The 23,513-nt window shown below is 73.3% G+C and carries 21 protein-coding genes; 18 read left to right on the top strand and 3 right to left on the bottom strand.

Features of this window, described 5'->3' with window-relative positions; translation table 11 throughout:
• The first annotated feature begins 206 nt into the window (after positions 1-206).
• The 4 genes from ACFYXC_RS39790 (at position 207) to ACFYXC_RS39775 (ending at position 2,782) form a co-directional block, all read left to right on the top strand.
• On the top strand, positions 207-1,028 hold the full coding sequence (locus ACFYXC_RS39790; protein WP_389557786.1) for a helix-turn-helix domain-containing protein: 822 nt from the start codon (positions 207-209) through the stop codon (positions 1,026-1,028).
• A 3-nt stretch (positions 1,029-1,031) separates the two neighbouring features.
• The gene (locus ACFYXC_RS39785) at positions 1,032-1,277 is read left to right on the top strand and encodes a DUF397 domain-containing protein (protein ID WP_388905594.1); all 246 of its coding nucleotides are present in this window, start codon (positions 1,032-1,034) and stop codon (positions 1,275-1,277) included.
• Positions 1,278-1,421: 144 nt separating this feature from the next.
• Positions 1,422-1,937: a hypothetical protein gene (locus ACFYXC_RS39780; protein WP_389557769.1), complete on the top strand. Its 516-nt coding sequence runs from the start codon at positions 1,422-1,424 to the stop codon at positions 1,935-1,937.
• Positions 1,938-1,972: 35 nt separating this feature from the next.
• Positions 1,973-2,782, top strand: a complete 810-nt coding sequence (locus tag ACFYXC_RS39775; RefSeq protein WP_388905589.1) for an SAM-dependent methyltransferase — start codon at positions 1,973-1,975, stop codon at positions 2,780-2,782.
• A 57-nt stretch (positions 2,783-2,839) separates the two neighbouring features.
• Here ACFYXC_RS39775 and ACFYXC_RS39770 read toward each other — a convergent pair whose 3' ends face one another.
• Positions 2,840-4,237, bottom strand: coding sequence for an FAD-binding oxidoreductase (locus ACFYXC_RS39770; protein WP_389557766.1), 1,398 nt, complete (start codon positions 4,235-4,237; stop codon positions 2,840-2,842).
• Between the two features lie 338 nt (positions 4,238-4,575).
• Between ACFYXC_RS39770 and ACFYXC_RS39765 the strand changes: the two genes are divergently transcribed.
• The gene (locus ACFYXC_RS39765; protein WP_389557764.1) at positions 4,576-7,851 is read left to right on the top strand and encodes a family 78 glycoside hydrolase catalytic domain; all 3,276 of its coding nucleotides are present in this window, start codon (positions 4,576-4,578) and stop codon (positions 7,849-7,851) included.
• A 44-nt stretch (positions 7,852-7,895) separates the two neighbouring features.
• On the opposite strand, the gene ACFYXC_RS39760 is transcribed toward ACFYXC_RS39765, so the two are convergent.
• Positions 7,896-8,639 (bottom strand): peptidoglycan-binding protein, encoded by a 744-nt coding sequence (locus tag ACFYXC_RS39760; protein ID WP_389557762.1) that lies wholly within the window; start codon positions 8,637-8,639, stop codon positions 7,896-7,898.
• Between the two features lie 244 nt (positions 8,640-8,883).
• On the opposite strand from ACFYXC_RS39760, the gene ACFYXC_RS39755 reads away from it, so the two are divergent.
• From ACFYXC_RS39755 to ACFYXC_RS39695, 13 genes are all read left to right on the top strand, one after another.
• Complete coding sequence (locus ACFYXC_RS39755) at positions 8,884-10,140, top strand: ATP-grasp domain-containing protein (protein WP_389557759.1); 1,257 nt, start codon at positions 8,884-8,886, stop codon at positions 10,138-10,140.
• Complete coding sequence (locus ACFYXC_RS39750; RefSeq protein WP_389557757.1) at positions 10,137-11,027, top strand: Rossmann-like domain-containing protein; 891 nt, start codon at positions 10,137-10,139, stop codon at positions 11,025-11,027. The genes ACFYXC_RS39755 and ACFYXC_RS39750 overlap by 4 nt, the downstream gene beginning before the upstream one ends.
• On the top strand, positions 11,024-12,106 hold the full coding sequence (locus ACFYXC_RS39745) for a PLP-dependent cysteine synthase family protein (RefSeq protein ID WP_389557755.1): 1,083 nt from the start codon (positions 11,024-11,026) through the stop codon (positions 12,104-12,106). Before ACFYXC_RS39750 ends, ACFYXC_RS39745 begins: the two co-directional genes overlap by 4 nt.
• Positions 12,103-13,149 (top strand): dipeptide epimerase, encoded by a 1,047-nt coding sequence (locus ACFYXC_RS39740; protein WP_389557753.1) that lies wholly within the window; start codon positions 12,103-12,105, stop codon positions 13,147-13,149. Before ACFYXC_RS39745 ends, ACFYXC_RS39740 begins: the two co-directional genes overlap by 4 nt.
• Positions 13,146-14,378, top strand: coding sequence for an MFS transporter (locus ACFYXC_RS39735; protein WP_389557751.1), 1,233 nt, complete (start codon positions 13,146-13,148; stop codon positions 14,376-14,378). Before ACFYXC_RS39740 ends, ACFYXC_RS39735 begins: the two co-directional genes overlap by 4 nt.
• Positions 14,375-15,154, top strand: coding sequence for a class I SAM-dependent DNA methyltransferase (locus ACFYXC_RS39730; protein ID WP_389557749.1), 780 nt, complete (start codon positions 14,375-14,377; stop codon positions 15,152-15,154). Before ACFYXC_RS39735 ends, ACFYXC_RS39730 begins: the two co-directional genes overlap by 4 nt.
• Before the next feature lie 115 nt (positions 15,155-15,269).
• Positions 15,270-16,841: an ABC transporter substrate-binding protein gene (locus ACFYXC_RS39725; RefSeq protein WP_389557747.1), complete on the top strand. Its 1,572-nt coding sequence runs from the start codon at positions 15,270-15,272 to the stop codon at positions 16,839-16,841.
• Positions 16,838-17,791 (top strand): ABC transporter permease, encoded by a 954-nt coding sequence (locus ACFYXC_RS39720; RefSeq protein ID WP_389557745.1) that lies wholly within the window; start codon positions 16,838-16,840, stop codon positions 17,789-17,791. The genes ACFYXC_RS39725 and ACFYXC_RS39720 overlap by 4 nt, the downstream gene beginning before the upstream one ends.
• Complete coding sequence (locus tag ACFYXC_RS39715) at positions 17,788-18,609, top strand: ABC transporter permease (protein WP_389557744.1); 822 nt, start codon at positions 17,788-17,790, stop codon at positions 18,607-18,609. The genes ACFYXC_RS39720 and ACFYXC_RS39715 overlap by 4 nt, the downstream gene beginning before the upstream one ends.
• On the top strand, positions 18,606-20,141 hold the full coding sequence (locus ACFYXC_RS39710) for an ABC transporter ATP-binding protein (RefSeq protein WP_389557742.1): 1,536 nt from the start codon (positions 18,606-18,608) through the stop codon (positions 20,139-20,141). The genes ACFYXC_RS39715 and ACFYXC_RS39710 overlap by 4 nt, the downstream gene beginning before the upstream one ends.
• Positions 20,142-20,265: 124 nt before the next feature.
• Positions 20,266-20,736 (top strand): GNAT family N-acetyltransferase, encoded by a 471-nt coding sequence (locus ACFYXC_RS39705; RefSeq protein WP_388905558.1) that lies wholly within the window; start codon positions 20,266-20,268, stop codon positions 20,734-20,736.
• A gap of 291 nt (positions 20,737-21,027) precedes the next feature.
• Positions 21,028-21,639, top strand: coding sequence for a hypothetical protein (locus ACFYXC_RS39700; protein WP_389557741.1), 612 nt, complete (start codon positions 21,028-21,030; stop codon positions 21,637-21,639).
• Positions 21,629-22,429, top strand: coding sequence for a class F sortase (locus ACFYXC_RS39695; protein WP_388905553.1), 801 nt, complete (start codon positions 21,629-21,631; stop codon positions 22,427-22,429). The genes ACFYXC_RS39700 and ACFYXC_RS39695 overlap by 11 nt, the downstream gene beginning before the upstream one ends.
• Here ACFYXC_RS39695 and ACFYXC_RS39690 read toward each other — a convergent pair.
• Positions 22,426-23,421, bottom strand: coding sequence for an alpha/beta fold hydrolase (locus tag ACFYXC_RS39690; RefSeq protein ID WP_389557738.1), 996 nt, complete (start codon positions 23,419-23,421; stop codon positions 22,426-22,428). The two genes, ACFYXC_RS39695 and ACFYXC_RS39690, sit on opposite strands and share 4 nt — an antisense overlap.
• Positions 23,422-23,513: the final 92 nt, after the last annotated feature.

The raw sequence follows: 23,513 nt of genomic DNA, 5'->3' as shown, positions 1-23,513 counted from the left end.
GCCGCCGGACTGTGCGGCAGGTCACTCGTTCCCTATGATTGCGTACACACTCAACTCGTAACAAGCGTTCTGATAATTTCAGAATGAACCGCACCGCTCTGTCTGTGTCAGCGATGCCGTGGCACACTGCTCGTCGTGACGGCCGTTCCGGGAGGTAGCACGTGAGCGACAACCGCTCGGGCGGCAGCGCACCGACCGTCCTGCGGATGGTTCTCGGAAAGCGGCTCCGGCATCTGCGGGAACAGGCCGGAATCTCGTTCGAGGACGCCGCGCGGGCCATCGAGGTCACGTCCCTGACGGTCCGCCGGATGGAGAAGGCCGAGGTCGGCCTCCGCATCCCCTACGTGAAGGAGCTGCTGCACACCTACGGGGTCCCCTCGTCGGAGGTGGACGACTTCCTCTCGATGGCCAGGGAGGCGAACCAGCCCGGCTGGTGGTACTCGTACCGCGACGTGCTGCCGGAGTGGTTCAGCGCGTACGTGAGCCTGGAGAGCGAAGCCAGCGTCATCCGTCTCTACGAACCCCACTACGTCCCGGGCCTGTTGCAGACGCACGACTACGCCGCCGCGCTGATGCACACCGGTTTCCCCAACGAGACCAAGGAGGACGTCGACCGCCGTGTGGCCCTGCGTCTCAAACGCCAGGAGCTGCTCGTCAAGTCCGACGCCCCGGCCGTCTGGGCCATCCTGGACGAGACGGTGCTGCGCCGCCCGGTGGGCGGGGCCGACGTGATGCGGGCCCAGATCGACCGCCTGGCCGAGGTCCTGGACATGCCGAAGGTCCGGATCCAGATACTGCGCTTCTCGGTGGGCGCGCACCCCGGCGCGTTCGGTCCGTTCCACTACTTCCGCTTCGGCTTCTCCGAACTTCCCGATGTCGTCTACACCGAGAGCCTCGTCGGCTCGGTCTACGTCGACCAGCCCGCCGATGTCGTGACGTACCTCGAAGTACTGGACCGGATGTCCGTGCAGGCGGAACCGGTCGCTCGGACCAGGGCCATCCTGGGTGAACTGCGTAAGGAGTTGTGAGCCATGACGTCCATGGACCCCGTGCACAGCGGCATGTCCGCCACCGATCTGGGCACCGAGGGCTGGCAGAAGCCCTGGAGCGGCACCAACGGCGGCAGCTGCGTCGAGGCCAAGCGGCTGCCCGACGGCAGCGTGGCCTTCCGCCAGTCCAGGGATCCGGACGGGCCGGCACTGGTGTACACCCGGGAGGAGATGGTCGCGTTCCTGCGGGGCGCGAAGTCCGGCCAGGCCGACTTCCTCGTCGCCTGACCCCCGCACCGCGCCCGGCCCGCGTACCGCCCCCGCACAGACGTCCGTCACTACGGACGCACAACCGGACAACCCGCGCGCACACTCCCGCCGCGCGGGTTGTCCGGTCACACTGAGAGGGTCGGCCGTCCTGGAGGGAGTGCCGTGCACACACTCCACGAAGCCGTCGCCCGGTGCCGGACCCTGGTCGTCGAGGGCCCCGAGGGCACCGGCAGGGACGCGCTCCTCGCCGGCCTGGCCCGCGCCGGGTTCCTGGTCCGGCCCTCGCGGGGACATCTGCACCACGTGGATCCGACCCGTCCCTACCGCGAACTCCTCGCGGCTCCCGGCCGGCTGGCCGTCGACGGCGGCCTCATCCATGAACTCGTCTACGGGCCACTGCGCCGCGGGCGGTCCCGGGTGACCTGGATCCAGGCGCTCGACTTCGCCGAGGCCGTGGCCGAACGGGACGGCGCCCTCGTCCATCTGCGGCACCGCGGACGCGCCGCGGACGCCGAGAGCGCCGAGGCGGCCGATGCCTACGGCCGCGCGTTCCGCACCCTCGCCCAGCACGTCCCCGTCGTCACGGTCGACGCCGAGGGCCCCGGCCCGCCGATCCGCGCACCGGACCCTGCCGCCTGGCAACTGGCGCGGCGGAGACGGAAGTTGACGGTAAATTAGTGACGGACCGCGAGACGCACGGCAGGAGATCCCCCATGGCAGACGACCGGCCCGTTCCCGACCAGGACGCCCTGTCCAAGATCGACACCACGGTGCCGCACTCGGCCCGCATCTGGAACTACTGGATGGGCGGCAAGGACAACTACGAGGTCGACCGGGAGGCGGGTGACGCCTACCGGCGGATCGCGCCGAACATCGAGACGATGGCCCGCGCCTCCCGCGGATACCTGATCCGTACCGTGACGTTCGTCGCCGGCGAGCTGGGCATCCGCCAGTTCCTGGACATCGGTACCGGCCTCCCCACGTACGACAACACCCATCAGGTCGCCCAGCGTCTGGCGCCGGAGTCCCGGATCGTCTACGTGGACAACGACCCGCTGGTGCTGCGGCACGCCCAGGCCCTGCTCACCAGCACGCCCGAGGGAGTCACCGACTACATCGACTCCGACCTGCGCGAGCCCGAGAAGATCATCGAGGCGGCGAGCCGGATACTGGACTTCGGCAAGCCCGTCGCGCTGATGCTGATGGGCATCCTGGGCCACATCCAGGACTACGAGGAGGCCAAGTCGATCGTGCGCCGCCTCCAGGCCGCCCTGCCGTCGGGCAGTTACTTCGTGCACTACGACAGCACCGACACCGACGCCGAACTGAAGCGGGCCCAGGAGGGCTACGACGACACGGGTGCCGTCCCGTACGTGCTGCGCAGCCCCCGGCAGGTCGCCGCGTACTACGACGGCCTGGAGCTGCTGGACCCGGGCATCGTCTCCTGTCCGCTGTGGCGCCCCGAGCCGGGCACCGACCCGCAGCCGACGGACGTGTACGGGGGTGTCGCCCGCAAGCCCTGACGGGGGTCGGTCCCCTCGCGGGCGCCGGGGCCGACCGGGGCGTCGCGGGCGGGCCGGTCAGGCGCGCGCGGCCGGCTGGATGTTCTGGTTCAGCCGGAACAGGTTGCCCGGGTCGCGGTCGGCCTTGATCCGGGCGAGGCGGGCGTAGTTGTCGCGGTAACTGGCGCGGACCCGCTCCTGCCCCTCGTCCATCATCATGTTCACGTAGGCGCCGCCCGCCGAGTACGGGTGCAGGGCGTCGAAGTAGTCGACGGTCCACTGCCTGACGCGGCCGGCGTTCGCCGGGTCGGGGTCCACGCCCGCGTACACGCAGGCCCAGTTCGCGTCGCGGTAGCTCCAGGCGGTGTCCGCGGGCGCGTGGTCGTGGACGGCGCCGTCGATCGGGTACAGGTGCATGGTCGACTTGAGGCTCGGCAGGGCGGCGCCGAACCTGGCGTGCTGCTCGATCGCGCCCGCGGGGATCTCGTTCACGAAGTCGGCTCGCCAGTACCACTGGTCACCGGGCGGATAGAGCCCGTCGAAGGCCGACTGGATCGCGGGGTGCGGCATCGGCGCCGGCCCGTGCAGCAGCGGCTCGGGGAGGGCGGAGAGCAGGGGCGCCATCAGGCGGGCCGCCGCGTCGGCGTCGCCTCCGGCGTAGCACCACATGACGCCGCACGCCGTGCGCCCCTGGAGTTCCTCGGGGAACGGCGGCGCCGGCGGGACCGCGCCGAACAGGAAGAACCCGTTGAGGTCCCGCGGGGCGTGCGGGACGAAGTCCCGGTAGGCGGCCAGGACCTCGGCCGCGGACTCGACGGGCCAGAACGTGGGTCCGGCGACGACCGTGCTCACCTCGTGCAGCCGGAACCGGAACGAGGTGACGACGCCGAAGTTGCCGCCTCCGCCGCGGATCGCCCAGAACAGGTCGCTGTTGTCGTCGGCGTTCGCGCGCACGTGCGAGCCGTCGGCCAGGACGAGGTCGGCCTCCAGGAGGTTGTCGATGGTCAGCCCGCACTTGCGGGTGAGGTGTCCGAGGCCGCCGCCGAGGGTGAGACCGCCGACGCCGGTCGAGGAGACGATGCCGCTGGGCGTGGCCAGCCCGTGCGCGTGGGTGGCCCGGTCCACCTCGCCCCAGACGCAGCCCCCGCCGACACGGACGGTCCTGGCCCCGGCGTCGATCTCGATGTCCTTGAGGGGCGACAGGTCGACGACCACGCCGTCGTCGCAGGTGCCGAGCCCCGCCCCGTGGTGCCCGCCGCCCCGGACCGCGAGGGGCAGACCGTGGTCGCGGGCGAAGCCGACGGCGTGCGTCACGTCCTCGGCGCTGGTGCAGCGGGCCACCAGGGCGGGCCGCCGGTCGATCATCGCGTTGTAGACGGCGCGGGCCTCCTGGTATCCGGGATCGTCCGGACCGGTCAACCGGCCCTTGAATCCGTGGAGTTCCTGGCGGGCCGCCTGTGCGAGCGGGACGGACATGGCATCCCCCGATCCGGGGCCCTGCTGTCCGGGCCCCTCCGATGGGCCTGTTCCGGTCCGGCGGCGCGGGCCGGACATCCGTGGCCGTCACTCGGCTCGGCCGCCTCGCCTACCTGTGTGCCTCATTTTCGCGCGTCCGCCGGTGTCCCGCGACCCCAATGCCAGGCCGGCACCTGCACGCCTCTTGAAGCCCCACAGCGGCGCCCATAGGATCGTCCGAACGACGCATGAAACGTTTCAAACGACCTCACGCCCCTCGTGACGCCGCTCCCCTCCCCCCCGCCTCACCCTCGCTTCGTCATCCGCATCCGCGCACGTACGCAACCAAGGGACCGCATATGACCACGGGCTGGAACCGCCGCGCCTTCCTCCGCACCTCGGTCGCCGGAGCGGGCGCCTCCGCCGCCCTCGCCGCCGGCACCACCACCGCCTCCGCCTCGGCCCCCACGGCGGCCGACGCGGCACGGCCGGGGAGGCTGCGCGTCGAGCGCACCACCGTCGAGTACGCCGAGACGCTGCTCGGCACGGAGGTGGAGCAGCCCAGACTCACCTGGGAGCTGGCGGCCGACGGGCACGGGGCCCGGCAGAGCGCCTACCGGGTGCGGGTCGCCCTGAGCGAGCGGGGCCTGCGCGAGGGGCGGCGCGCGGTCTGGGACTCCGGCCGGGTCACGTCGGACCGCAGTGTCGGGATCGCCTACGCGGGTCCCGCCCTGGAGCCGCGGACCCGCTACCACTGGCAGGTCAGGGTCTGGGACGGCGAGGGCCGGCCCTCCGCGTGGAGCGCGCCGCGCTGGTGGGAGACAACGTTGTCCAAGGATTCCTGGCAGGGCTTCTGGATCGGTGCGGCGGCGGCTCCCGAGCCGCCCTCGTTCGGGGGCGCGTCCTGGATCTGGTCCCCCGGTGCGACCTCGAACGACGCACCCAACGGCCCTCGTTGGTTCCGCGGCACGCTGACGCCGCCCGCGGGCGCGCAGGTCCGCAGAGCCACCCTGCTGGCGACCGCCGACGACGACTTCACCCTGTTCCTGGACGGCCGGCAGGTGGCGCACCAGGCCGAGCAGACCGATGCCTGGCGGCAGGGCCATCTCGTCGACGTGACCGAGGAGGTGAGGGCCGCGGGCTCCGCGCGCCTCGTGGTGGCCGCCCTCGCGACGAACCGCGGCAGCGCGTCGGTCAATCCGGGCGGTCTGCTCGTACGGCTCCTCGTGGAGCACGGGACCGGCACCGTGGAGCTGGTCACGGGCGACGGGTGGCGGTGCGCCGACACGGAACAAACGAACTGGCAGCGACCGGAGTTCGACGACTCCTCGTGGTCGGCGGCGGCCGTGCTCGCGCCGTACGGGCAGGGCCCCTGGGGCGACGGCGTGTCGCTCGCGGCACCCGAACAGCCGGCTCCGCTGCTGCGCCGCGAGTTCACCGTCTCCGAGCCGGTCGCCCGCGCCCGCCTCTACATCAGCGGACTCGCCTACTACGACGCGGAGATCAACGGCGTACGGGTCGGCCGCCAGGTCCTCGACCCCGGCTTCACGGACTACGACGAGACCGTCCTGTACGCGGTGCACGACGTGACCGGCCACCTGCGCCGGGGCGCCAACGCCATCGGCGTGACCCTCGGCCGCGGCTTCTTCGGCATGACGACACCGAACGTCTGGAACTGGCACCGGCCCCCGTGGCACGGCGAGCCGCGGCTCCTCGCCCAGTTGGAGATCGACCACCCCGACGGCTCTTGCACGACGCTCGCCACGGACGGCACGTGGCGTATCACCGAGGGCCCGACCCGCTCGAACTCCCTGTACGCGGGCGAGAGTCACGACGCCCGCAAGGCGCCCCGGGCCTGGACACGCCCCGGTTTCGACGACAGCGGCTGGCAGCGCACGGAACGCCGGGACGCCCCGAAGGGCACCTTGCGCGCACAGCCGCACGATCCGATCCGGGTCATCGAGACCGTACGCCCGGTCGCGGTCGAGGAGTTGCGTGCGGGCGTGTACGTCGTCGACATGGGCCGCACCATGGCCGGCTGGACACGGCTGACCGTACGGGCCCCGGCGGGGACGACCGTGCGGCTGGTCCATGGCGAGAAGCTGAAGTCCGACGGCAGCGTGCACGCCGAGACCGGACACGTGCCCGGGCGGTTCCAGACCGACGAGTACGTGTGCGCGGGCGGCGGCGCCGACGAGGTGTGGGAGCCGAAGTTCTCGTACAAGGGCTTCCGTTACGTGCAGGTCGGCGGGTTGCCTGCGAAGCCGGAACCCTCACAGGTGCTGGGGCGGGTGGTGCACACGCCGGTGGAGGCGACGGGTTCCTTCGCGTGCTCCGAGCCGTTCTACGAGCGGCTGGAGCGGGCCATGCGGCGCACGCTCCTCAACAACCTGCACGGCATTCCGACGGACACGCCGATGTACGAGAAGAACGGCTGGACCGGCGACGCGCAGCTGGGCGCGCCCGTCATGGCGTACGCGCTCGGCGTGCACCGCTTCCTGTCCAAGTGGCTCGGCGACCTCAAGGACAGCCAGAACGCGGACGGCCAGCTGCCGGTGATCGTGCCGAGCGGCGGCTGGGGGTACGGCGACCTCGGCCCGTCCCCCGAGTGGACCACGGTGTACCCGTTCCTGGTGCGGGAGATGTACCGCGTGTACGGGGACGAGCGGCTGGCCCGCGAGCACTGGACGCCGCTCACCCGCTACCTGGACTGGGAGATCTCCCGGCTGAAGGACGGGCTCGCCGTGACCGCGCTCGGCGACTACCTGCCGCCGGGCTACGGCGGCAACCCGCCCGAGGACACCAGGCTGACCGCGACGGCGTACCTGCACCGGGCGCTCGTCGACACGGCGGAACTCGCCGGCCTGCTGCACGACACCGCGGTCGCGGACCGCTACCGCGGGGCCGCGAACGGACTCAAGGAGGCGTTCAACGCGGCGTTCCTGGGCCCGGACGGCCACTACCGCACGGCGAAGGACCCGGAGTACCGGCAGACGAACAACTGCGTTCCGCTCGCCTTCGGACTGGTCCCGCCGGGCGCGCGGGCCAGCGTGGTCGACTCGCTCCTCGCCGACATCGAGGAGCGCGGCAACCATCTGAACACCGGCGCGCTCGGCACCAGCGTCCTGCTGCGCCAGCTCTCCGCGCAGGGGCATCCCGAGGTGGCCCACGCCATCGCCACGCAGCGCACGTACCCGGGCTGGGGTCACTGGTTCGAGAACGGCGCCGACACCATGTGGGAGATGTGGCCCCTCGACTCCCGGTCCCGGGACCACTACTTCCAGGGCACAGTCGTGCAGTGGCTGTACGAGAACGTGGCCGGGCTGCGCCCCGGGGACGCGGGCTACCGGACCTTCACGGTGCGCCCCGACGGCCGTACCGGCGTGGACTGGGCCCGCACGTCGGTGCGCACGGTCCGCGGCGAGGCCACGGCCGCGTGGTCGGCCGTGAACGGTTCGGTACGGCTCTCGGTGCGGGTGCCGGTGGGTGCGACGGCCGAGGTCCATGTGCCGGGCCCGGACCGCACGGCGGTGCGCGCACCCGGCGGGGCGAGGTTCGTGCGGGCGGAGCCGGGGTTCGTCGTGTACGAAGTGGGCCACGGCGGCTGGGAGTTCGTGGGGCGCGCCACCGGGTGAACGAGACGGCTGATTCCAGTTGTCGCACGTCACCCGGCCGCGCGTCAGGTGCCCGGCCGGGCGCCGGGTGACGTGCGGGACTCCAGGGCGCTGCGGGTGTCGTTCCCGTACACGCCCGTCTCGTCCCCCCGGATGCCGTACCAGAGCTGGAACCGCGCCACCGCGGCCGTCAGCGTGGCGTCGTACACGCCGCCGGCCGCGGTCCGGTCGTACACGTCGGGGATGCGCAGCAGCCGTTGCTGCAGGTCGCTCACGGCCGGCCCGGTGTCACCCTCGCGCAGGGTGCCGGGGCCGTCCGGGTCGACACCTTCCGGAACGGCGGCAGAGACCGGCGGTGCGGACGACGCGACAGCGGGCGGTGCGGCGGGCCGGGCCTGCCCGGCGTCGGCGGCGCCCCTGTCCCAGGTGAGCAGCAGGGCCGCACTGAACCCCGCCGTCGCCGCGGCCACCGCGGCGACGGCGAGTGTCGTACGGCGGACCACCGGGCGGCGGCCGTGTGCGGGTCCGTGCGCCGGCCCGTGTGCGGCCCGGTGGCGCGGCGCCGGCCTGTCGCCGTCCTCGGCGACGGGCGGCAGTTCCTCGGTGTCGTCCTCGGCCGCCCCGCGCACCGCGCTGCCGTCCGCCACCGGTACGGCGACCGCCTCGTAGCCCTCGTCCGGCTCACGTTCCTTCTCCTGCACCTGCCGCAACAGGTCCGCCAGGGACCCCGGTTGACGGCGGCGCAGGACCTGGGTCGGTTCCAGGGCCGAACGACGCGGTGACTCTTCGGGGTCGAACGGTGTCGACAACCTGCTCTCCCTCCGGGCGCTGCCGAGATCCGGGCGCTGCTGAGAAGGGATACGCATGCCCGCGCCCCGTGGTTCACCCACGCGGTCGACGGCGGTTCTTGCCATGGCGGCAACAAAGGCCGCCCGCCAAGTGACAATGAAAATGATTGTCGATAACGTGTGCGTCGGTCACGCCGTCCGCGCCCCGCCATGGGGTGCCCCCGGCGTGCCCTGACACTCAACCGGAGTGCGCGAAAGGGGAGTTGTGGCTCATCTGTTGGTGGTCGAGAGCTGGGTCGGGTCGATGAGCAGACTGCTGCCACGGGCGATCCGCGAGGGCGGACACGAGTTCACCTTCCTCACCCGGGACCTGCACCACTACCTGCGCGCCGCCCCCGAGGGCACGGCCCATCCCCTGCTCGCGGCCCGCAACGTGCTGACCGCCGAGACGAACGACGTCGACACCCTGCTTCCCGTGGTGGAGCGTCTGCACCGGGCCCTCGGCTTCGACGCGGTGGTCACGTCCTGCGACTACTACCTGCCGGCCGTGGCACGGATCGCCGCCCGGCTGGGGCTGCCCGGTCCGACGCCCGAGTCCGTGGAGAACGCCTGCCGCAAGGACATCACCCGCCGTGTCCTCGGCGAGGCCGGTGTCCCCGGCCCCCGGCACGCCGTCTGCGCCGGCCGGGCCGAGGCCGTGGAGGCCGCACGGGAGCTGGGCTTCCCGCTGGTGGTCAAGCCCGTGGACCTCTGCGCGGGCATGTACGTGCGGCGCGTCGACGACGAGCGGGAGCTCTCCGAGGCGTGCCGGGCCATCGACGGCTTCCCGTCGAACGCCCGCGGTCAGCTGCGGGCGCCCGTCCTCCTCCTCGAAGAGTTCCTGGAGGGCCCCGAGGTCAGCGTGGAGACCGTGTCGTCCGGCGGAACGACGCAGGTGGTGGGCGTGACCGACAAGAGCCTCGGCGGGGCACCGGCCTTCGTCGAGACGGGTCACATGTTCCCCGCAGCCCTGGCTCCGGCCGACCTGGCGGCCGCCGAGGACACCGCGACGCGGGCGGTCGGGGCGCTCGGGCTGGACGCCGTCGTGGCCCACACCGAGATCAAGCTCACCGCCGCCGGGCCCCGCGTGGTCGAGGTGAACCCCCGCCCGGCCGGCAACCGCATCACCGAGCTGATCCGGCACGTCACCGGCCTCGACCTGGCCGCCGTCTGCGTGGAGGTGGCCCTCGGCCGCACCCCCGACCTGCGGCGGCGGGACACCGGGCTGCGCAGCGCGGCCGTCGGCTTCCTCGTACCGGACACCGCCGGCACGCTGGAGTCCATCGAGGGATCCAGCCGACTGCACGCCCTCGAAGACGTGTTGGAGGTCCAGCTCGCCGAGCCGGGCCGGCCGGTGAAGGCGGCGGGCAGCAACAACGAGTACCTGGGACATGTGATGGCGGGCGACGCCGAGGGGTTCGGGGCGCGGGCCCGGGTCGAGTCGCTGCTGTCCGGGCTGCGGCCGCGGGTGGCCGTCCGATGAGGGCGGCGACCGGAGCACGGTCCCCCGCGCCGACACCGGCTCCCACACCCGCACCCGCCCCCGCACCGGCACCGGCGGCCTCGTACGACGATCTGGTGCGACGGGTGCTGGCCGGCGAGTTCGGTCCCGATCCCCGCAGCCAGCGCGTCGCCGTGGCGTTCACCACCAGTCAGGCCGTACGGCACGACGGTCGCCGGGGCGGCTACCGCAACGAGGTGCTCAGTCTGCGGCTGGGCCGGGCCGTCGGCTCCTGCGCGGTCGAACCCGGCACGCTGCCGGGCGGCGCGGTGGACGACTGCGCCGGGGCGGATGTGGCGCGGCTGCTGGCGCATCCCCTCCCGTCGGTCCGCGTCGCGGCGCTGGACGCCTACTTGATGCAGGTGCGCCCGCACACCCCGGAGTACGGGGCACTCCCCTGTCCGCTGCCCGCCGGGAGCTCCCTGGAGAAGTCCCGGGCGCGGGCGCGGGCCGTCGTCGAACTGCTGGACGCCGGACCGGGACGGACCGTCCTGGTCGTCGGCGTCGTCAACTCCCTGCTGGAGGCGCTGCGTGCGCGGGGCATCACGTACATACCGTGCGATCTCAAGGCCGGGACGACCGAGTGGGGCGAGCGGGTCGTCACCGACGCCCACGCCGAACTGGACCGCTGCGACGCCGTGCTGGCCTCCGGCATGACCCTCGGCAACGGATCCTTCGAGCCGCTGCGCGAGCACGCCCTGCGCACCGGCAGGCAGTTGGTGATGTTCGCGCAGACCGGGAGCGCCGTACTGCCGTGCTTCCTCGGGGCCGGGGTGAGCGCGGTGTGCGCCGAGCCGTACCCCTTCTTCTGGCTGGACGGCGGTCCGGGTGTCGTCCACCGCTACGGCCGTACGGGGGCCGCGCTGTGACCACGGCCGCGCTGCGCCCCCGCACCGCCAATCCCGACCTCCTCTCCCTGCTCGGCCGCACTCCGCTGGCCCGGGTGACCGCCGACCTGCCGTGCCCGCAGCCCGGTTTCTGGGCCAAGCTGGAAGGGCTCGCCGCCGGTGGCATGAAGGCGCGGGCGGCGGTGTCCATGCTCCTCGGCGCCCGCGACCGGGGTGAACTGCGGCCGGGCGCACCGGTGGTGGAGTCCACCTCCGGGACCCTCGGTATCGGTCTCGCCTTCGCCGGTCAGGCGCTCGGGCATCCCATCGTGCTGGTCGGCGACACCGAACTGGAGCCGTCCATGCGGCAGTTGCTGCGCGCCTACGGCGCCCGCCTGGAACTCGTCGACCGTCCCGCCGGGGTGGGCGGCTGGCAGGCGGCCCGGCTGGCCCGGCTGCGCGAGCTGCGGGGGGTGCTGCCGGACGCGTACTGGCCCGATCAGTACAACAACCCCGACAACATCGCCGGTTACGCCTCTCTCGCCGCCGAGCTCGCCACCCAGCTGGACCACCTGGACGTGCTGGTGTGCAGTGTCGGCACGGGCGGTCACAGCGCCGGGATCGCGGGACCGCTGCGCAGGCACTGGCCCGGGCTGCGGCTGATCGGTGTGGACGCCACCGGTTCCACCATCTTCGGCCAGCCCGCCAGGGCCCGTCTGATGCGCGGCCTGGGCAGCAGCATCCATCCGCGCAACGTGGCCTACGAAGCCTTCGACGAGGTGCACTGGGTGGGCCCGGCCGAGGCGGCGGACGCCTGCCGGCGGCTGGCCCGCGGCAGCTTCGTCAGCGGCGGCTGGAGCACCGGCGCGGTCGCGCTGGTCTCCGCGTGGGCTGCCCGGGTCCATCCCGGCGCAGTGGTCGCCACCGTCTTCCCCGACGGCCCGCACCGCTACCTGAGCACGGTCTACGACGACGACTTCGCGGCCGCGCACGGTCTCGATCCGGCTGCCGCCGCCACCCGGCCCGTCGAGATCCCGCACGCCCGTGCCGTCGAGGCCACCGGCTGGGTCCGCTGCAGCACGGTGTCCGATCCCCTGCGCACACCGGCGGGGAGCGCGTGAAAGCCACCCTGCGCACCGTACGGCTCGCGCTCGCCGAGCCGCTGCGCATCTCCCGTTCGACGATGTCCGCCCGTGACGCCGTCTGGCTGACGATCGAACACGAGGGCCTGCGCGGTCACGGCGAGGCCGTCACCAGCGTCTACTTCGGCCTCGACACCGCGACGCTGGAACGGCACCTGTACGAGTCCGGCCGCGCCCTGGGCCGCTTCCCCGACCCCGAGAGCGCGCTGCGCGACCGGCCGGCGGACGGGCGGCCCCCCGCGGTCACCGCGGCCGTCGGGTCGGCGCTGCTCGACCTGTGCGGCAAGCGGGCCGGTGTCCCCGTCCACCGCCTCCTCGGCGCCCGGGACGCTCCCCGTGCCCACACCGCCCGCACGATCGGCATCGTCCCCGCGCGGCACGCCGCCGCGCAGGCGCGCACGCTCGTGGCCGCCGGATTCGCCCTCCTCAAGGTGAAGGCGGGCGCCCCGGACCCCGAGGAGGACCTCGACCGCGTCCGGGCCGTCCGGGCCGCCGCGCCCGACGCCCGCGTGCTGCTCGACCCCAACGGCGCCTGGACCCCCGGCCAGGCCCGCCGTCTCGTACCCCGGTACGCGGAGCTGGGTGTCGAAGCCGTCGAACAGCCCGTCGCCCCCGGCGATCCGGAGGCGCTGGCGCGGCTGGCGGAGTGTTCGCCGCTGCCCGTCATCGCCGACGAGGACGCGGTCGGACTGGAGGACGTACGGCGTCTGGCGGGCCGCGTGCACGGCGTGAACGTCAAGCTCGCCAAATGCGGCGGGCCCCGAGCGGCGCTGCGAATAGCCGAGTTGCTCGCCGGCAGCGACACCGCGCTGATGCTCGGCTGCCTCACCGCCAGCACCCTCGGCCTCGCTCCCGCCGTGCACCTCGCCGACCGGGCCCGCTGGGCCGACCTGGACGGACATCTGCTGCTCGCCGACGACCCGTGGACCGGGATCGGCGGCGCCGACGGAGTCGTACGGGCGAACGGGCTGCCCGGGCTCGGCGTGCGGCGGAGCCGTACCGGAGAGGCGGGCGGGCCGTGAAGACGCTGTACGAGATACGTGGCTTCCCGCCCGCGATCCGGCTCCTCCTCGTCAACCAGTTCGGCGTCAACACCGGCTTCTATCTGCTCATCCCCTATCTGGCCACGCACCTGGGCGAGGGCCTCGGCATGTCGGCGGCCGTCGTCGGGATCGTCCTCGGGGTGCGCACCCTCAGTCAGCAGGGACTGTTCCTCATCGGCGGGTCGGCCGCGGACCGGCTCGGGGCACGCGGGGTGATCATCGCCGGCTGCGCGGTGCGTACCGCGGGCTTCGCGCTGTTCGCGCTCGGCGACGGACTGGCCGTGCTGCTGGCCGCGTCCGTATTGAGCGGGCTCGCCGGGGCGCTGTTCAACCCGGCCGTGCGGACCTACCTCGCGCAGGAGGCGGGCGAGCGCAGGGCCGAGGTGTTCGCGCTGTTCAACGTCTTCGCGACCACCGGTGCGCTGGTCGGGCCGCTGCTCGGCAGTGTCCTGCTGCTCGTCGACTTCCGGGCCTCCGCGCTCACCGCCGCCGGGATCTTCGCGCTGCTCACCGTGGCACAGGCGCTGGTGCTGCCCGCGCGGGCGGTGCCGCCGAGTCCGGGCGGTGTGCTCGCCGACTGGCGCGAGGTGGCCGGCAACCGCGCGTTCCTCGCCTTCTCCCTCGCCATGGTCGGCATGGTCACCCTGGAGAACCAGCTGTACCTGCTGCTGCCCGACGGCGTCCGCCGGGCCACGGGCTGGGACGGCGCGGCCGGACTGGTCTTCCTCGTGGGCACGCTCGCCCATCTCGCCCTGCAGATGCGGCTCACCCGGGCGCTGAAGCCGTACGGCGTCAGGGCGGTCGGCGCCGGACTCGCCCTGATGGGGCTCGCCTTCCTGCCGCCGATGCTGGTGGCCGGGGCCGCCCCGCGGGTGTGGCACGCGGTGCCCGTGCTCGCCGGCGTCCTGCTCCTGTACGTCGGCGTCATGGTCGCCCAGCCCTTCGTGATGGAGCTGGTCCCCCGGTTCGGCAGACCGGAGCTGACCGGCACGTACTTCGGGATCTTCTACATGGTGTCGGGGGTCGCCGCCGCCGTGGGCAACACCGTCGTGGGCCGGGCCATGGACGCCGGGGAGCAGGGGGGCGCCGCCTGGCTGCCCTGGGCCTGCTGCCTGGTGTGCGGGCTCGCGTCGGCGGGCGGCGTCACCTGGCTGCGCCGCCTCGGCGCGCTGCCCGGAGGCCCTGTCCCCGTGGAGGCGACGGTATGACGAGCGGCAATCTGCTGACCGACAACCCGGAGCTGTACGAGGCCAGGTTCCCCGATCCCGGACGGCTGGCCGGACGGTGGGCCGAGGACTGTCTGCGCCGGTACGGGGCCGGTCCCGCGGTCCTCGACCTGGGATGCGGCACCGGCCGGGACGCGGCGCACCTGCACTCCGCCGGCCGGTCGGTCGTCGGCGCCGACCTCTCCGAAGCGATGCTGGCGTACGCCCGCACCCGGCACCCCGGCCCGCGCTATGTGCGCGCGGATCTGCGGGACTTCTCGCTCGGGGTCTTCGACGCGGTGGTGTGCCTGGACAGTTCGCTCCTGTACTGCCACACCAACGACGACCTGGACGGTTTCCTCGCCTCCTGCCGCCGGAGCCTCGTCCCGGGCGGGCTCCTCGTCGCCGAGATGCGCAACGGCGCCTACTTCCTCGGCCGTGACCACCTGCTGGACACGCCGAGGGTGAACAGCGTGGCCTGGCGCGGGATCTCGTACCGGTCGACGACCGTCCTGCGCGTCGACCGCACCGCGCAACTCCTGCGCCGTACCCGCACCTGGACCGCGGACGACGGCTCGGCCCCCGTCGAACAGCGCTCGGCGTGGCGGCTGCTCCTCCCCCAGGAGCTGCGCCACTTCCTGACCGCGCACGGTTTCGCCGTGCTCGCCCTGCACGACGGTCCGGGGCCGCGCACCGAACCGCCCTGGCGGGAAGGCGACCTGCCCGGCGCGACGGCCGACGCCGACCGGCTGCACGTGGTGGCACGCCTCACCGGCTGACCGCACCGCGCCCACGACACCCGACCCCTGTCTCTCGGCTCTCATGCACCTCACATCTCACTCCGCACCCCTCACTTCGCACACACTCCGCACCTCTCACAGCAAGGACACCCTCATGCAGGACCATCACGGCCTCCGTCGTCGAGGCTTCCTCGCGGCCGCCTCCGGTGCCGGCGCGCTCGCTCTCGTCGGCTGCGGCGGCTCCGACGAACCGGACGCCGGCGGCTCCGGCACCGACGGCAGGCCCAGGCGCGGCGGGCGTCTGCGGGCCGCCTTCGCGGGGGGCGGCGCGAGCGAGACACTCGATCCGCACCTCGCCAACCTGTTCGCCGACGTGGCCCGCGCGAAGGCGCTGTTCGACAAACTGGCCGACTACGGGGACGACCTCTCCGCCCTGCCCCGCCTGGCCGCCGGCTGGGAGCCGAACGCCGGCCTCGACCGCTGGAAGGTCACCCTGCGGAAGGCGGACTTCCACGACGGGAGGCCCGTCACCGCCGAGGACGTGCTGTTCAGCTACCGCCGTATCGCCGACCCCGGCAAGGCGTTCCGCGCCAAGGCGTCCCTGGAACCCATCGACCTCAGGGCGAGCCGGGCCCTGGACGCGCGGACCGTCGAGTTCGTCCTCAAGCGGCCGACCGCCGAATTCCCCAACGTGCTGGCCGCGTTCGGCGCGTACGTCGTCCCCGCCGGATCCTCGGACGCCGACTTCGACGGGCAGCCGGTCGGCTCGGGACCGTTCCGCTTCGTGTCCTTCGCCCCGGGCCGCTCGGCGGTCTTCCGCCGCAACGACGCCTACTGGGACGGCGCCCCGCACCTCGACGAGGTGGAGTTCGTCGTCGTCAACGAGGAGTCCGCCCGCGTGAACGCGCTGCTCGGCGGCCAGGTCGAGTACGCCCACGAGCTCGCCCCGACGACCGCTCGCGCCCACGAGGGCAGGGGCCGGATCGAGATCGTACGGCTGCGCAACAGCGCCATGCAGGCGTTCGCCATGAAGACCGACCGGGCGCCCTTCGACGACAGGCGGGTCCGTGAGGCGTTCTTCCTCATCGCCGACCGGCAGGAACTCGTCGACGGCGCCCTGTCCGGGGCGGGCGTGGTCGGCAACGACCTCTTCGGCAAGGGATACGAGTACTACGCCGACGGCCTGCCCCAGCGCGAGCGGGACCTGGACCGCGCCCGTTCCCTCCTGAAGCAGGCCGGTGCGGAGAAGCTGAAGGTCACCCTGGACACGTCGGCGGTCGCGGCCGGCTTCACCGAGGCGGCGGGCATCTTCCGTGACCAGGCCGCCGCGGCCGGTGTCACCGTCGACGTCAGGATGGGCAGCAAGGACTCGTACTGGGCCGACATCCTCGACTCCGGAACGCTGTGCTGCTACCGCTCCGGCGCCATGCCCATCGAGTCGCACATCTCGCAGCGCCTGCTCACCGGCTCCACCACCAACGCCACCAAGTGGCACCACAAGGACTTCGACGCGCTCTACCAGCAGGCGCAGTCCACGAAGGACGAGAAGGAACGCGCCGCCCTGTTCGTGCGGATGCAGCGCAGGCTGCACGCCGAAGGCGGCTTCCTGGTGTGGGGGTTCGCCGACTGGATCATCGCAACGGGCAACGCCGTCAAGGGAGTCGAACGGAAGGCGCCCGCGAACACGCTCGACTGGGCGCGGTTCGACAAGGTCTGGCTGACGTGAGCGGACTCGGCACCTGGGCCGTCCGGCGGCTGCTGCTCGGCGGCGCCCAGACCGTGGCCGTGGTGCTGCTGGTCTTCGCGCTCACCGAGGCGCTGCCGGGTGACGCGGCGGTGTCCCTCGCCGGCGACCAGCCGGACCCGGCACGCATCGCCGCCATCCGGGAGGCGATGGAACTGGACCGGCCCGCCCACGAACGGTTCGCCGGCTGGGCGGCCGGGCTGACGCACGGGGACCTCGGGACCTCCCTGGCCTCCGGGCGGCCCGTGACCTCGTACCTCTCCGGCGCCTTCGGTCCCACGCTGCTGCTCGCCGCGCTCACCGTCGCGCTGCTGGTGCCGGCCGGGGTGGGTCTCGGGGTGCTGGCCGCGCGGTTCGAGGGGCGCCTCGTGGACCGGCTGGTGAGCGCGGTGACGCTCGGGGTGTACGCGGTGCCGGAGTTCGCGCTCGGGGTGCTCCTCGTGACGGTGTTCGCGCTGCGCCTGGAGTGGCTGCCGCCCACAGCGGTCGGTCACGGCACCGATCTGCTCGGGCACCCGGCCGCGCTCGTCCTGCCGGTGCTCGTCCTGCTGTCCCGGCCGGTGTGTTCGCTGTCCCGGCTGGTGCGCGCCGGAATGATCGACGCGCTCGCCTCGCCGTACGTCGCACAGGCCCGGCGCTACGGGATCCCGGGCGTCCGGGTGCGGTACGCGCACGCCCTGCCGAACGCGGTCGCGCCGGCCGCCCAGCAGCTCGCCCGGACCGTCGACTGGCTGCTGTGCGGGGTGATCGTCGTGGAGGCGCTGTTCGTGATCCCCGGCCTCGGGACCGTACTCATGAACGCCGTGACGGAGCGGGACGTGCCGGTGGTGCAGGGGCTTGCGGTGGTCTTCGGGGTGTTCACGGTGGTGCTGAACCTGGGGGCCGATCTCGTCGCCCACCGGTTCGCGCCACGGGCGGAGGTGGCCGCGTGAAGGCGCCTCGGGCAGGGCTTCGCAGAGGGCTGCCGCCGGGGCGGTTCGCGCTCGGGGCCGTCCTGGTGGGTGTCCCGCTGGTACTGGCTCTGTGCGGGCCGCTGCTCGCGGGCGGGCCCGGGCCACGGGCCGCCTCGTTCACGCTCGGCGGCGGGCACTGGCTGGGCACCGACTTCGTGGGACGGGACGTGTGGCGGCAGGTGCTGCTCGGCGGCCGGCCCGTGGTGGTCGTCGCGTTCACGGCGACGGCCCTGGCGTATCTGGTGGCGCTGCCGCTCGGGCTGGCCGCCGCGCTGACACACCGGAGCTGGCTGGAGGAGACGCTGCTGCGGCCCCTGGACGTGCTGCTGGCCGTGCCGTCCCTGCTGATGATCCTGCTGGTGGCCGCCGTCCTCACGCCCGGGGCCGGCGGGCTCGCCCTGCTGGTGGCACTCGTGAACATCCCGGACGCGGCGCGGATCGTGCGGGCCGCGGCGGCCGACGTGGCGTCGCGGCCGGCTGTGGAGGCGCTGCGGATGCAGGGCGAGTCGTGGTGGCGTGTCGCCGTGGGGCATGTCGGACGGTCGATCCTGCGGCCGCTCGCCGCCGACGCGGGGACCCGGCTGACCGGTGTGCTGTATCTGGTGGCCACGGCGGCCTTCCTGGGCGTCGGGGTGGCGCCGGACGCGGCCGACTGGGCGGTGATGGTGGACCGCAACCGGACGGGGCTGTTCGTGCAGCCCTGGGCCGTGGTCGTCCCGGCGCTGCTGATCGTGGCCCTGACGACGGGGTGCAATCTGCTCGTCGACGCGTTGCTGGTGAAGGAGACACGTCCATGAGCGGGCCCACGGCGGTGGCGGAGACCGAGGACCTGACCGTGGAGGTCGACGGCAGACGCATCGTCGACGGTGTGAGCCTGCGGGTCCTTCCCGGCAGGGTGACCGCGCTGGTGGGTGCCTCGGGCAGCGGGAAGACGACCACGGGGCGTGCGCTGCTGGGCGAGTTCCCGCCGGGGGCGCGTGTCGGCGGCGCGGTACGGGTGGCGCAGGCGCCGGTCGGTCACGTCCCGCAGCATCCGGCGGCGGTGCTCAATCCGGCGCGGCGGGCCGGCGCGCTGCTGCACGACCTCGCGCGTGCCCAGGTGCGCGGGGTGCCTCGCCGCGAGCGGCGGGCGGCAGCACGGGAACGCGTCCTGCACGCCCTGGAAGCGGCGCAACTACCGTCTCCGGCAGCGCTGTTGCGGCGCTTTCCGCACCAGCTCTCGGGCGGTCAGCAGCAACGCGTCGTGCTGGCCCAGGCGTTGCTGCTCGGCGCGCGGGTGATCGTCGCGGACGAGCCCACCACCGGTCAGGACGCGCTCACGAAGCGCCGGATCGTCGAGGAGCTGGCGGCGGTCGCCGCGCGCGGGATCGGGATCCTCCTGCTCAGCCACGATCTGGAGACGGTACGTGCGCTCGCCGACGAGGTGCTGGTGATGCGGGACGGGCGGGTCGTCGAGTCCGGCCCGGTGGAACGGGTGTGGTCGGCCCCCGCACACCCGTGGACGCGCCAACTCCTGGCCGAACGGCCGGTGCCGGCTCGGGTCACGCCGGGCGGGCCCCGCCCCGAGGCCGTCCTGCGGGTCCGTGGCCTCCGCGCCCGTCACCGGTCCGGTGCCGAGGTGCTGCGGGTCCCGGAACTCGCCGTGCGTCCCGGCGAATGCCTCGCCGTCGTCGGCCGCTCGGGCAGCGGGAAGACGACCCTCGCCCGCTGTCTGGCCGGACTCCACCGCATCTACGAGGGAGAGGTGCTGCTCGACGGGATCGCGCTCCCCCGCAGTCTGCGGGACCGGGGGCGGGACCGGCTCGCGGCCGTGCAGTACGTCTTCCAGGACGCCCGCGCCTCCTTCGACGAGCATCGCCCGGTGCTCGACCAGGTGGCCCGGACGGCGGTACGGCTGCGCGGGCGCTCGGCCGCACAGGCGCGGAGCGAGGCGTCGGCCACGCTCGACGGCCTCGGCCTGCCGGGAGAACTGGCGGGCCGTACCGCCTCCCGGCTGTCCGGGGGCGAGCTGCAGCGGGCCGCGCTGGCCCGGGCCCTGCTCGCGCGGCCGCGGGTGCTGGTGTGCGACGAGATCACCTCCGGGCTCGACGCGGTCACCCGCCGGGGCCTCCTCGCCCTGCTCGCCGGGCTGCTGCGCGACCGCGACGACCTCTGTCTCGTCCTCATCACCCATGACCTGGACACGGCGCGGCTCGCCGACCGGATCGCGGTGCTGGACGCCGGGGAGGTGGTCGAACAGGGGCCGGCCCGAGACGTCCTGACGGCGCCGGCGCATCCGTTCACCGTGTCGTTGGTGGCGTCCGCACCCCGGCCGGCGGCGCGGTCGTGACCGGCCGCGTCGGCGATCCTTTCCGTTGTCCCGCGGAAGGTCGCCCCGCGGAAATACGACGCGGCCGTGCCGCCCGCTCTGGTATCGAGGACACCGACCACACCCGAAGAAGGACGGATCCCTCATGCGTCTGCTTCCCTGCACCCTCGATCACGCGGCGACCGTGGCGAGTTGGCCCGTCTCCGCGGCGGAGGTGGTCCAGTGGTGCGGGCTGCGGGAGTTCCCCGTGACGGGGGCGACCGTCGCGGCGTGGCAGCGTGAACCCGACGTGGCCGCGCGCGTCCTCGTGGACGGTGAACACCTGCTCGGGTACGGGGAGTTGTGGTTCGACGCCGAGGAGGACGAGGTCGAACTGGCGCGGATCGTGGTGGCCCCCGGCGTCCGGGGGCGAGGGCTGGGACGCGAACTGGTGCGGGGCCTGCTCGCCGAGGCCCGGCTCTCCGGTCTCTCGGACGTGTTCATGCGGGTCCACCCGGACAACGCCGCCGCGCTGCGCTGCTACCGGGGGGCGGGGTTCGAGACGGTCGACGCCGAGTCGGCCGCGGCGTGGAACGCCGGACAGCCGGTCGCCTACGTCTGGCTGCGACACGCCTGAGCGAGTCGGCTGCGACACGCCTGAGCGGGCCGGCCGCGACACGCCTGAGCCGGCCGGTTGCGACACGCCTGAGCGAGTCGGCTGGGACACGTCTGGGCAAGGGGGCCCGGTTGCCGCCGGTGGGGGTCGCCCGCCGCGCCGAATCCGGCCGCGGACCCCGGAAACGTTGGTCCGGACGGGGGATCTCCGACGCCCCGTCAGCGATGCGCCGCGCTTCCGGCCCGTAAACGTGAAAGGGAGTCGGGTGCACAACCGATTTGTACGACAATCGTTCCGCTCGGAGGACCTCGTATGCCCACCACACCGCTCTCCCGTTCCGTCGGCGTCCGCACCGGCGCCGCCGCCCTCACCACGGTCGCCCTCGCCGGCACCGCTCTCCTCGGGGCGTCGGCCGCCTACGCCGCCCCCGGCGACAAGGGCGACGTCAAGATCCACGCGGAGACGACGTCTCCCACCGACCAGCGCACCGAGTCGAAGGTCTGCAAGTTCTACCTGTCCGCCTTCAACTTCGAGGGTGTGCAGGGGATCACCTGGACCATCGAGCCACAGCCGACGACGTCGGCCAGCGGCACGCTCAACGGCACCCTCGCCCTCCCCATCGGCACCGGCTACACGGACACGCTGGCGCTGCCCGACGGTGACTACAAGCTCGCCTGGAAGCCCATGGGCGGGGCCGGGGCGGGCAAGGAGAAGACGTTCAAGGTCGACTGCAAGCCGTCCGCGGCGGCCAAGCCGGACGCCAAGCCGCAGACTCCCAACGGCGCCGTGCCGGCCGGCGGCGGCGGCCTCGCCGAGGCGCCGACGGTGTCGGCGGTCGCGGCCGCCGGAGCGGTGGGCCTGGTCGGCGTGTCCGGCTTCGTCTACTTCCGGCAGCTGCGTCGCCGGACCGACGGTGCCGTCTAGTCACGCGCCCAGGCCCTGGTACCGCACGCGTGCCTACCGCCTGGCGAGAACGGCGATCCTGGCGTTCTCGCTGGTGATGGGCGGCATCTGGTGGGCCGAGGACGACGGCCGGCCCACCGGGCCGGCCGTCGCCTCGGCGGTGGAACCCGGGGACGCGAAAGCGTCCCCGGGGCCGCCCGCCTCCGCGACACCGGAGCCTCGGCGCAGCCCCGCTCCCGAACGGCTTCCCGTCCGCCGTCCGACCCCGCCGCCCCCCTCGACCCCACCGCCCCGGCCGACCCAGCCGCCGAGGCCACCGCAGTCACCGCAGACGCTCCCGCGGTCCGAACCCAGGTTCCTGAGCATCCCGTCCCTCGGTCTGGAGGCCCCGCTCATCGGCCTGCGCCTGGACGAACGGGGGCAGCTCACCGCCCCGCCGCTCGACCAGCCCAAGCTGGCCGGCTGGTACGAGGGCGGGCCCACGCCCGGTGAAGCGGGCACCTCCGTGATGGTCGGCCATCTGGACACCCGCAGCGGGCCCGCGGTCTTCGCCGGCCTGAGCTCGATGACTCCCGGCCAGCTCGTCGAGGCCCGGCGCGCCGACGGACGCACCGCCGTCTACACGGTGGACGCCGTCAACATGTACGAGAAGGCGCGCTTCCCCAGTCAGGAGGTGTACGGCGCCAGGAACCGCCCGGAGCTCCGGCTGATCACCTGTGGCGGGGTGTACGACAAGAAGACCGGCTACCAGAGCAACGTCGTCGTCTTCGCACACCTGACGGCGGTCCGGGGACCTTCACGCCCCGCCTAGGGGGTGCCGAGGGTGCGCAGCCAGTCGGTCAGCAGGCGGTTGACCTCGTCGGGGCGTTCCTGCTGGACCCAGTGGCCGCAGCCCTCGACCAGGTGGGAGGAGACCAGGCCGGGGAGGGTGGTGGGGAATGCCTCGACGGCGTCGGCCAGCCAGGCGATGGAGGCGTCGAGTTCGCCCGCGACGAAGAGCGACGGCTGGGTGAGGGGGGCGCCGTCCCATTCGGCGAGGTCCTCCCAGTCGCGGTCCATGCAGCGGTAGCGGTTGAGCGCCCCCGTGAGGCCGGTCCGCTCGAACTCGCCCGCGCAGAAGTCGAGTTCGTCGTCCGTGACCCAGGACGGGCGGCCCGCGACGAACCGGTCGGAGAGTCTGCCGCCCTTCGGGACGAAGAAGACCGCGCCGTCCCCCGAGGCCGGCCCCGTGTCGCCGGCCAGCGTGGCGTAGAAGCCGGCCAGCCACGCCCGTACGTCCGGCTGGATCTCCGCCTCCGCCCGGCCCGGCTCCTGGAAGTGACGGACGTAGAACTCCTCGTCCCCGCCGATCATCGCGAAGGCGTCGCTCGGCCGCATGCCGCCACGGGGCGCGTACGGCACACCGAGCATCCCGACGGCGGTGAACACGTCGGGCCTCAGCAGCGCGGAGTCGGCGGCGATGGTCGAGCCCCAGTCGTGGCCGACGATCACGGCGCGCTGCGCACCCAGCGCGCGCACGACGGCCACGTTGTCCTCGACGTGGGCCCCGATCCGGTACGCGTCCACGTCGTCGGGCACCGAGGAACGCCCGTAGCCGCGTACGTCGATGGCGACCGCCCGGTAACCCGCCGCGGCGAGCGCCGGGAGCTGGTGGCGCCACGAGTACCAGAGCTCGGGGAAACCGTGGACCAGCAGGACCAGCGGGCCGGTGCCCTGCTCGACCAGGTGGATACGGCCACCGGGAACGTCGACCAGCCGGTGCCGGGCGTCCGCCGGGGTGAACGGGGTGGCTTCCTGCTGCATGGGTCCTCCGTAAGGTGTTGGTCGGCCCGGGAGGGCCGGATGTGGCTTATGGGTTTCTGCCTTGAGTGGCTTCCGAGGAGTGGCCGTCCGGC

It is taken from the genome of Streptomyces sp. NPDC002701 (genome assembly GCF_042889045.1).
Classification (GTDB): Bacteria; Actinomycetota; Actinomycetes; order Streptomycetales; family Streptomycetaceae; genus Streptomyces.
This window is presented reverse-complemented; position numbering and strand designations above follow the sequence as displayed.

Bases quoted from the DNA above. Each gene is read 5' to 3' on its own strand.
- ACFYXC_RS39770 (WP_389557766.1), bottom strand. From the start codon at position 4,237: ATGTCCGTCCCGCTCGCACAGGCGGCCCGCCAGGAACTCCACGGATTC.
- ACFYXC_RS39730 (WP_389557749.1), top strand. From the start codon at position 14,375: ATGACGAGCGGCAATCTGCTGACCGACAACCCGGAGCTGTACGAGGCC.
- ACFYXC_RS39785 (WP_388905594.1), top strand. From the start codon at position 1,032: ATGACGTCCATGGACCCCGTGCACAGCGGCATGTCCGCCACCGATCTG.
- ACFYXC_RS39705 (WP_388905558.1), top strand. From the start codon at position 20,266: ATGCGTCTGCTTCCCTGCACCCTCGATCACGCGGCGACCGTGGCGAGT.
- ACFYXC_RS39710 (WP_389557742.1), top strand. From the start codon at position 18,606: ATGAGCGGGCCCACGGCGGTGGCGGAGACCGAGGACCTGACCGTGGAG.
- ACFYXC_RS39700 (WP_389557741.1), top strand. From the start codon at position 21,028: ATGCCCACCACACCGCTCTCCCGTTCCGTCGGCGTCCGCACCGGCGCC.
- ACFYXC_RS39765 (WP_389557764.1), top strand. From the start codon at position 4,576: ATGACCACGGGCTGGAACCGCCGCGCCTTCCTCCGCACCTCGGTCGCC.
- ACFYXC_RS39775 (WP_388905589.1), top strand. From the start codon at position 1,973: ATGGCAGACGACCGGCCCGTTCCCGACCAGGACGCCCTGTCCAAGATC.
- ACFYXC_RS39790 (WP_389557786.1), top strand. From the start codon at position 207: ATGGTTCTCGGAAAGCGGCTCCGGCATCTGCGGGAACAGGCCGGAATC.
- ACFYXC_RS39725 (WP_389557747.1), top strand. From the start codon at position 15,270: ATGCAGGACCATCACGGCCTCCGTCGTCGAGGCTTCCTCGCGGCCGCC.
- ACFYXC_RS39750 (WP_389557757.1), top strand. From the start codon at position 10,137: ATGAGGGCGGCGACCGGAGCACGGTCCCCCGCGCCGACACCGGCTCCC.
- ACFYXC_RS39690 (WP_389557738.1), bottom strand. From the start codon at position 23,421: ATGCAGCAGGAAGCCACCCCGTTCACCCCGGCGGACGCCCGGCACCGG.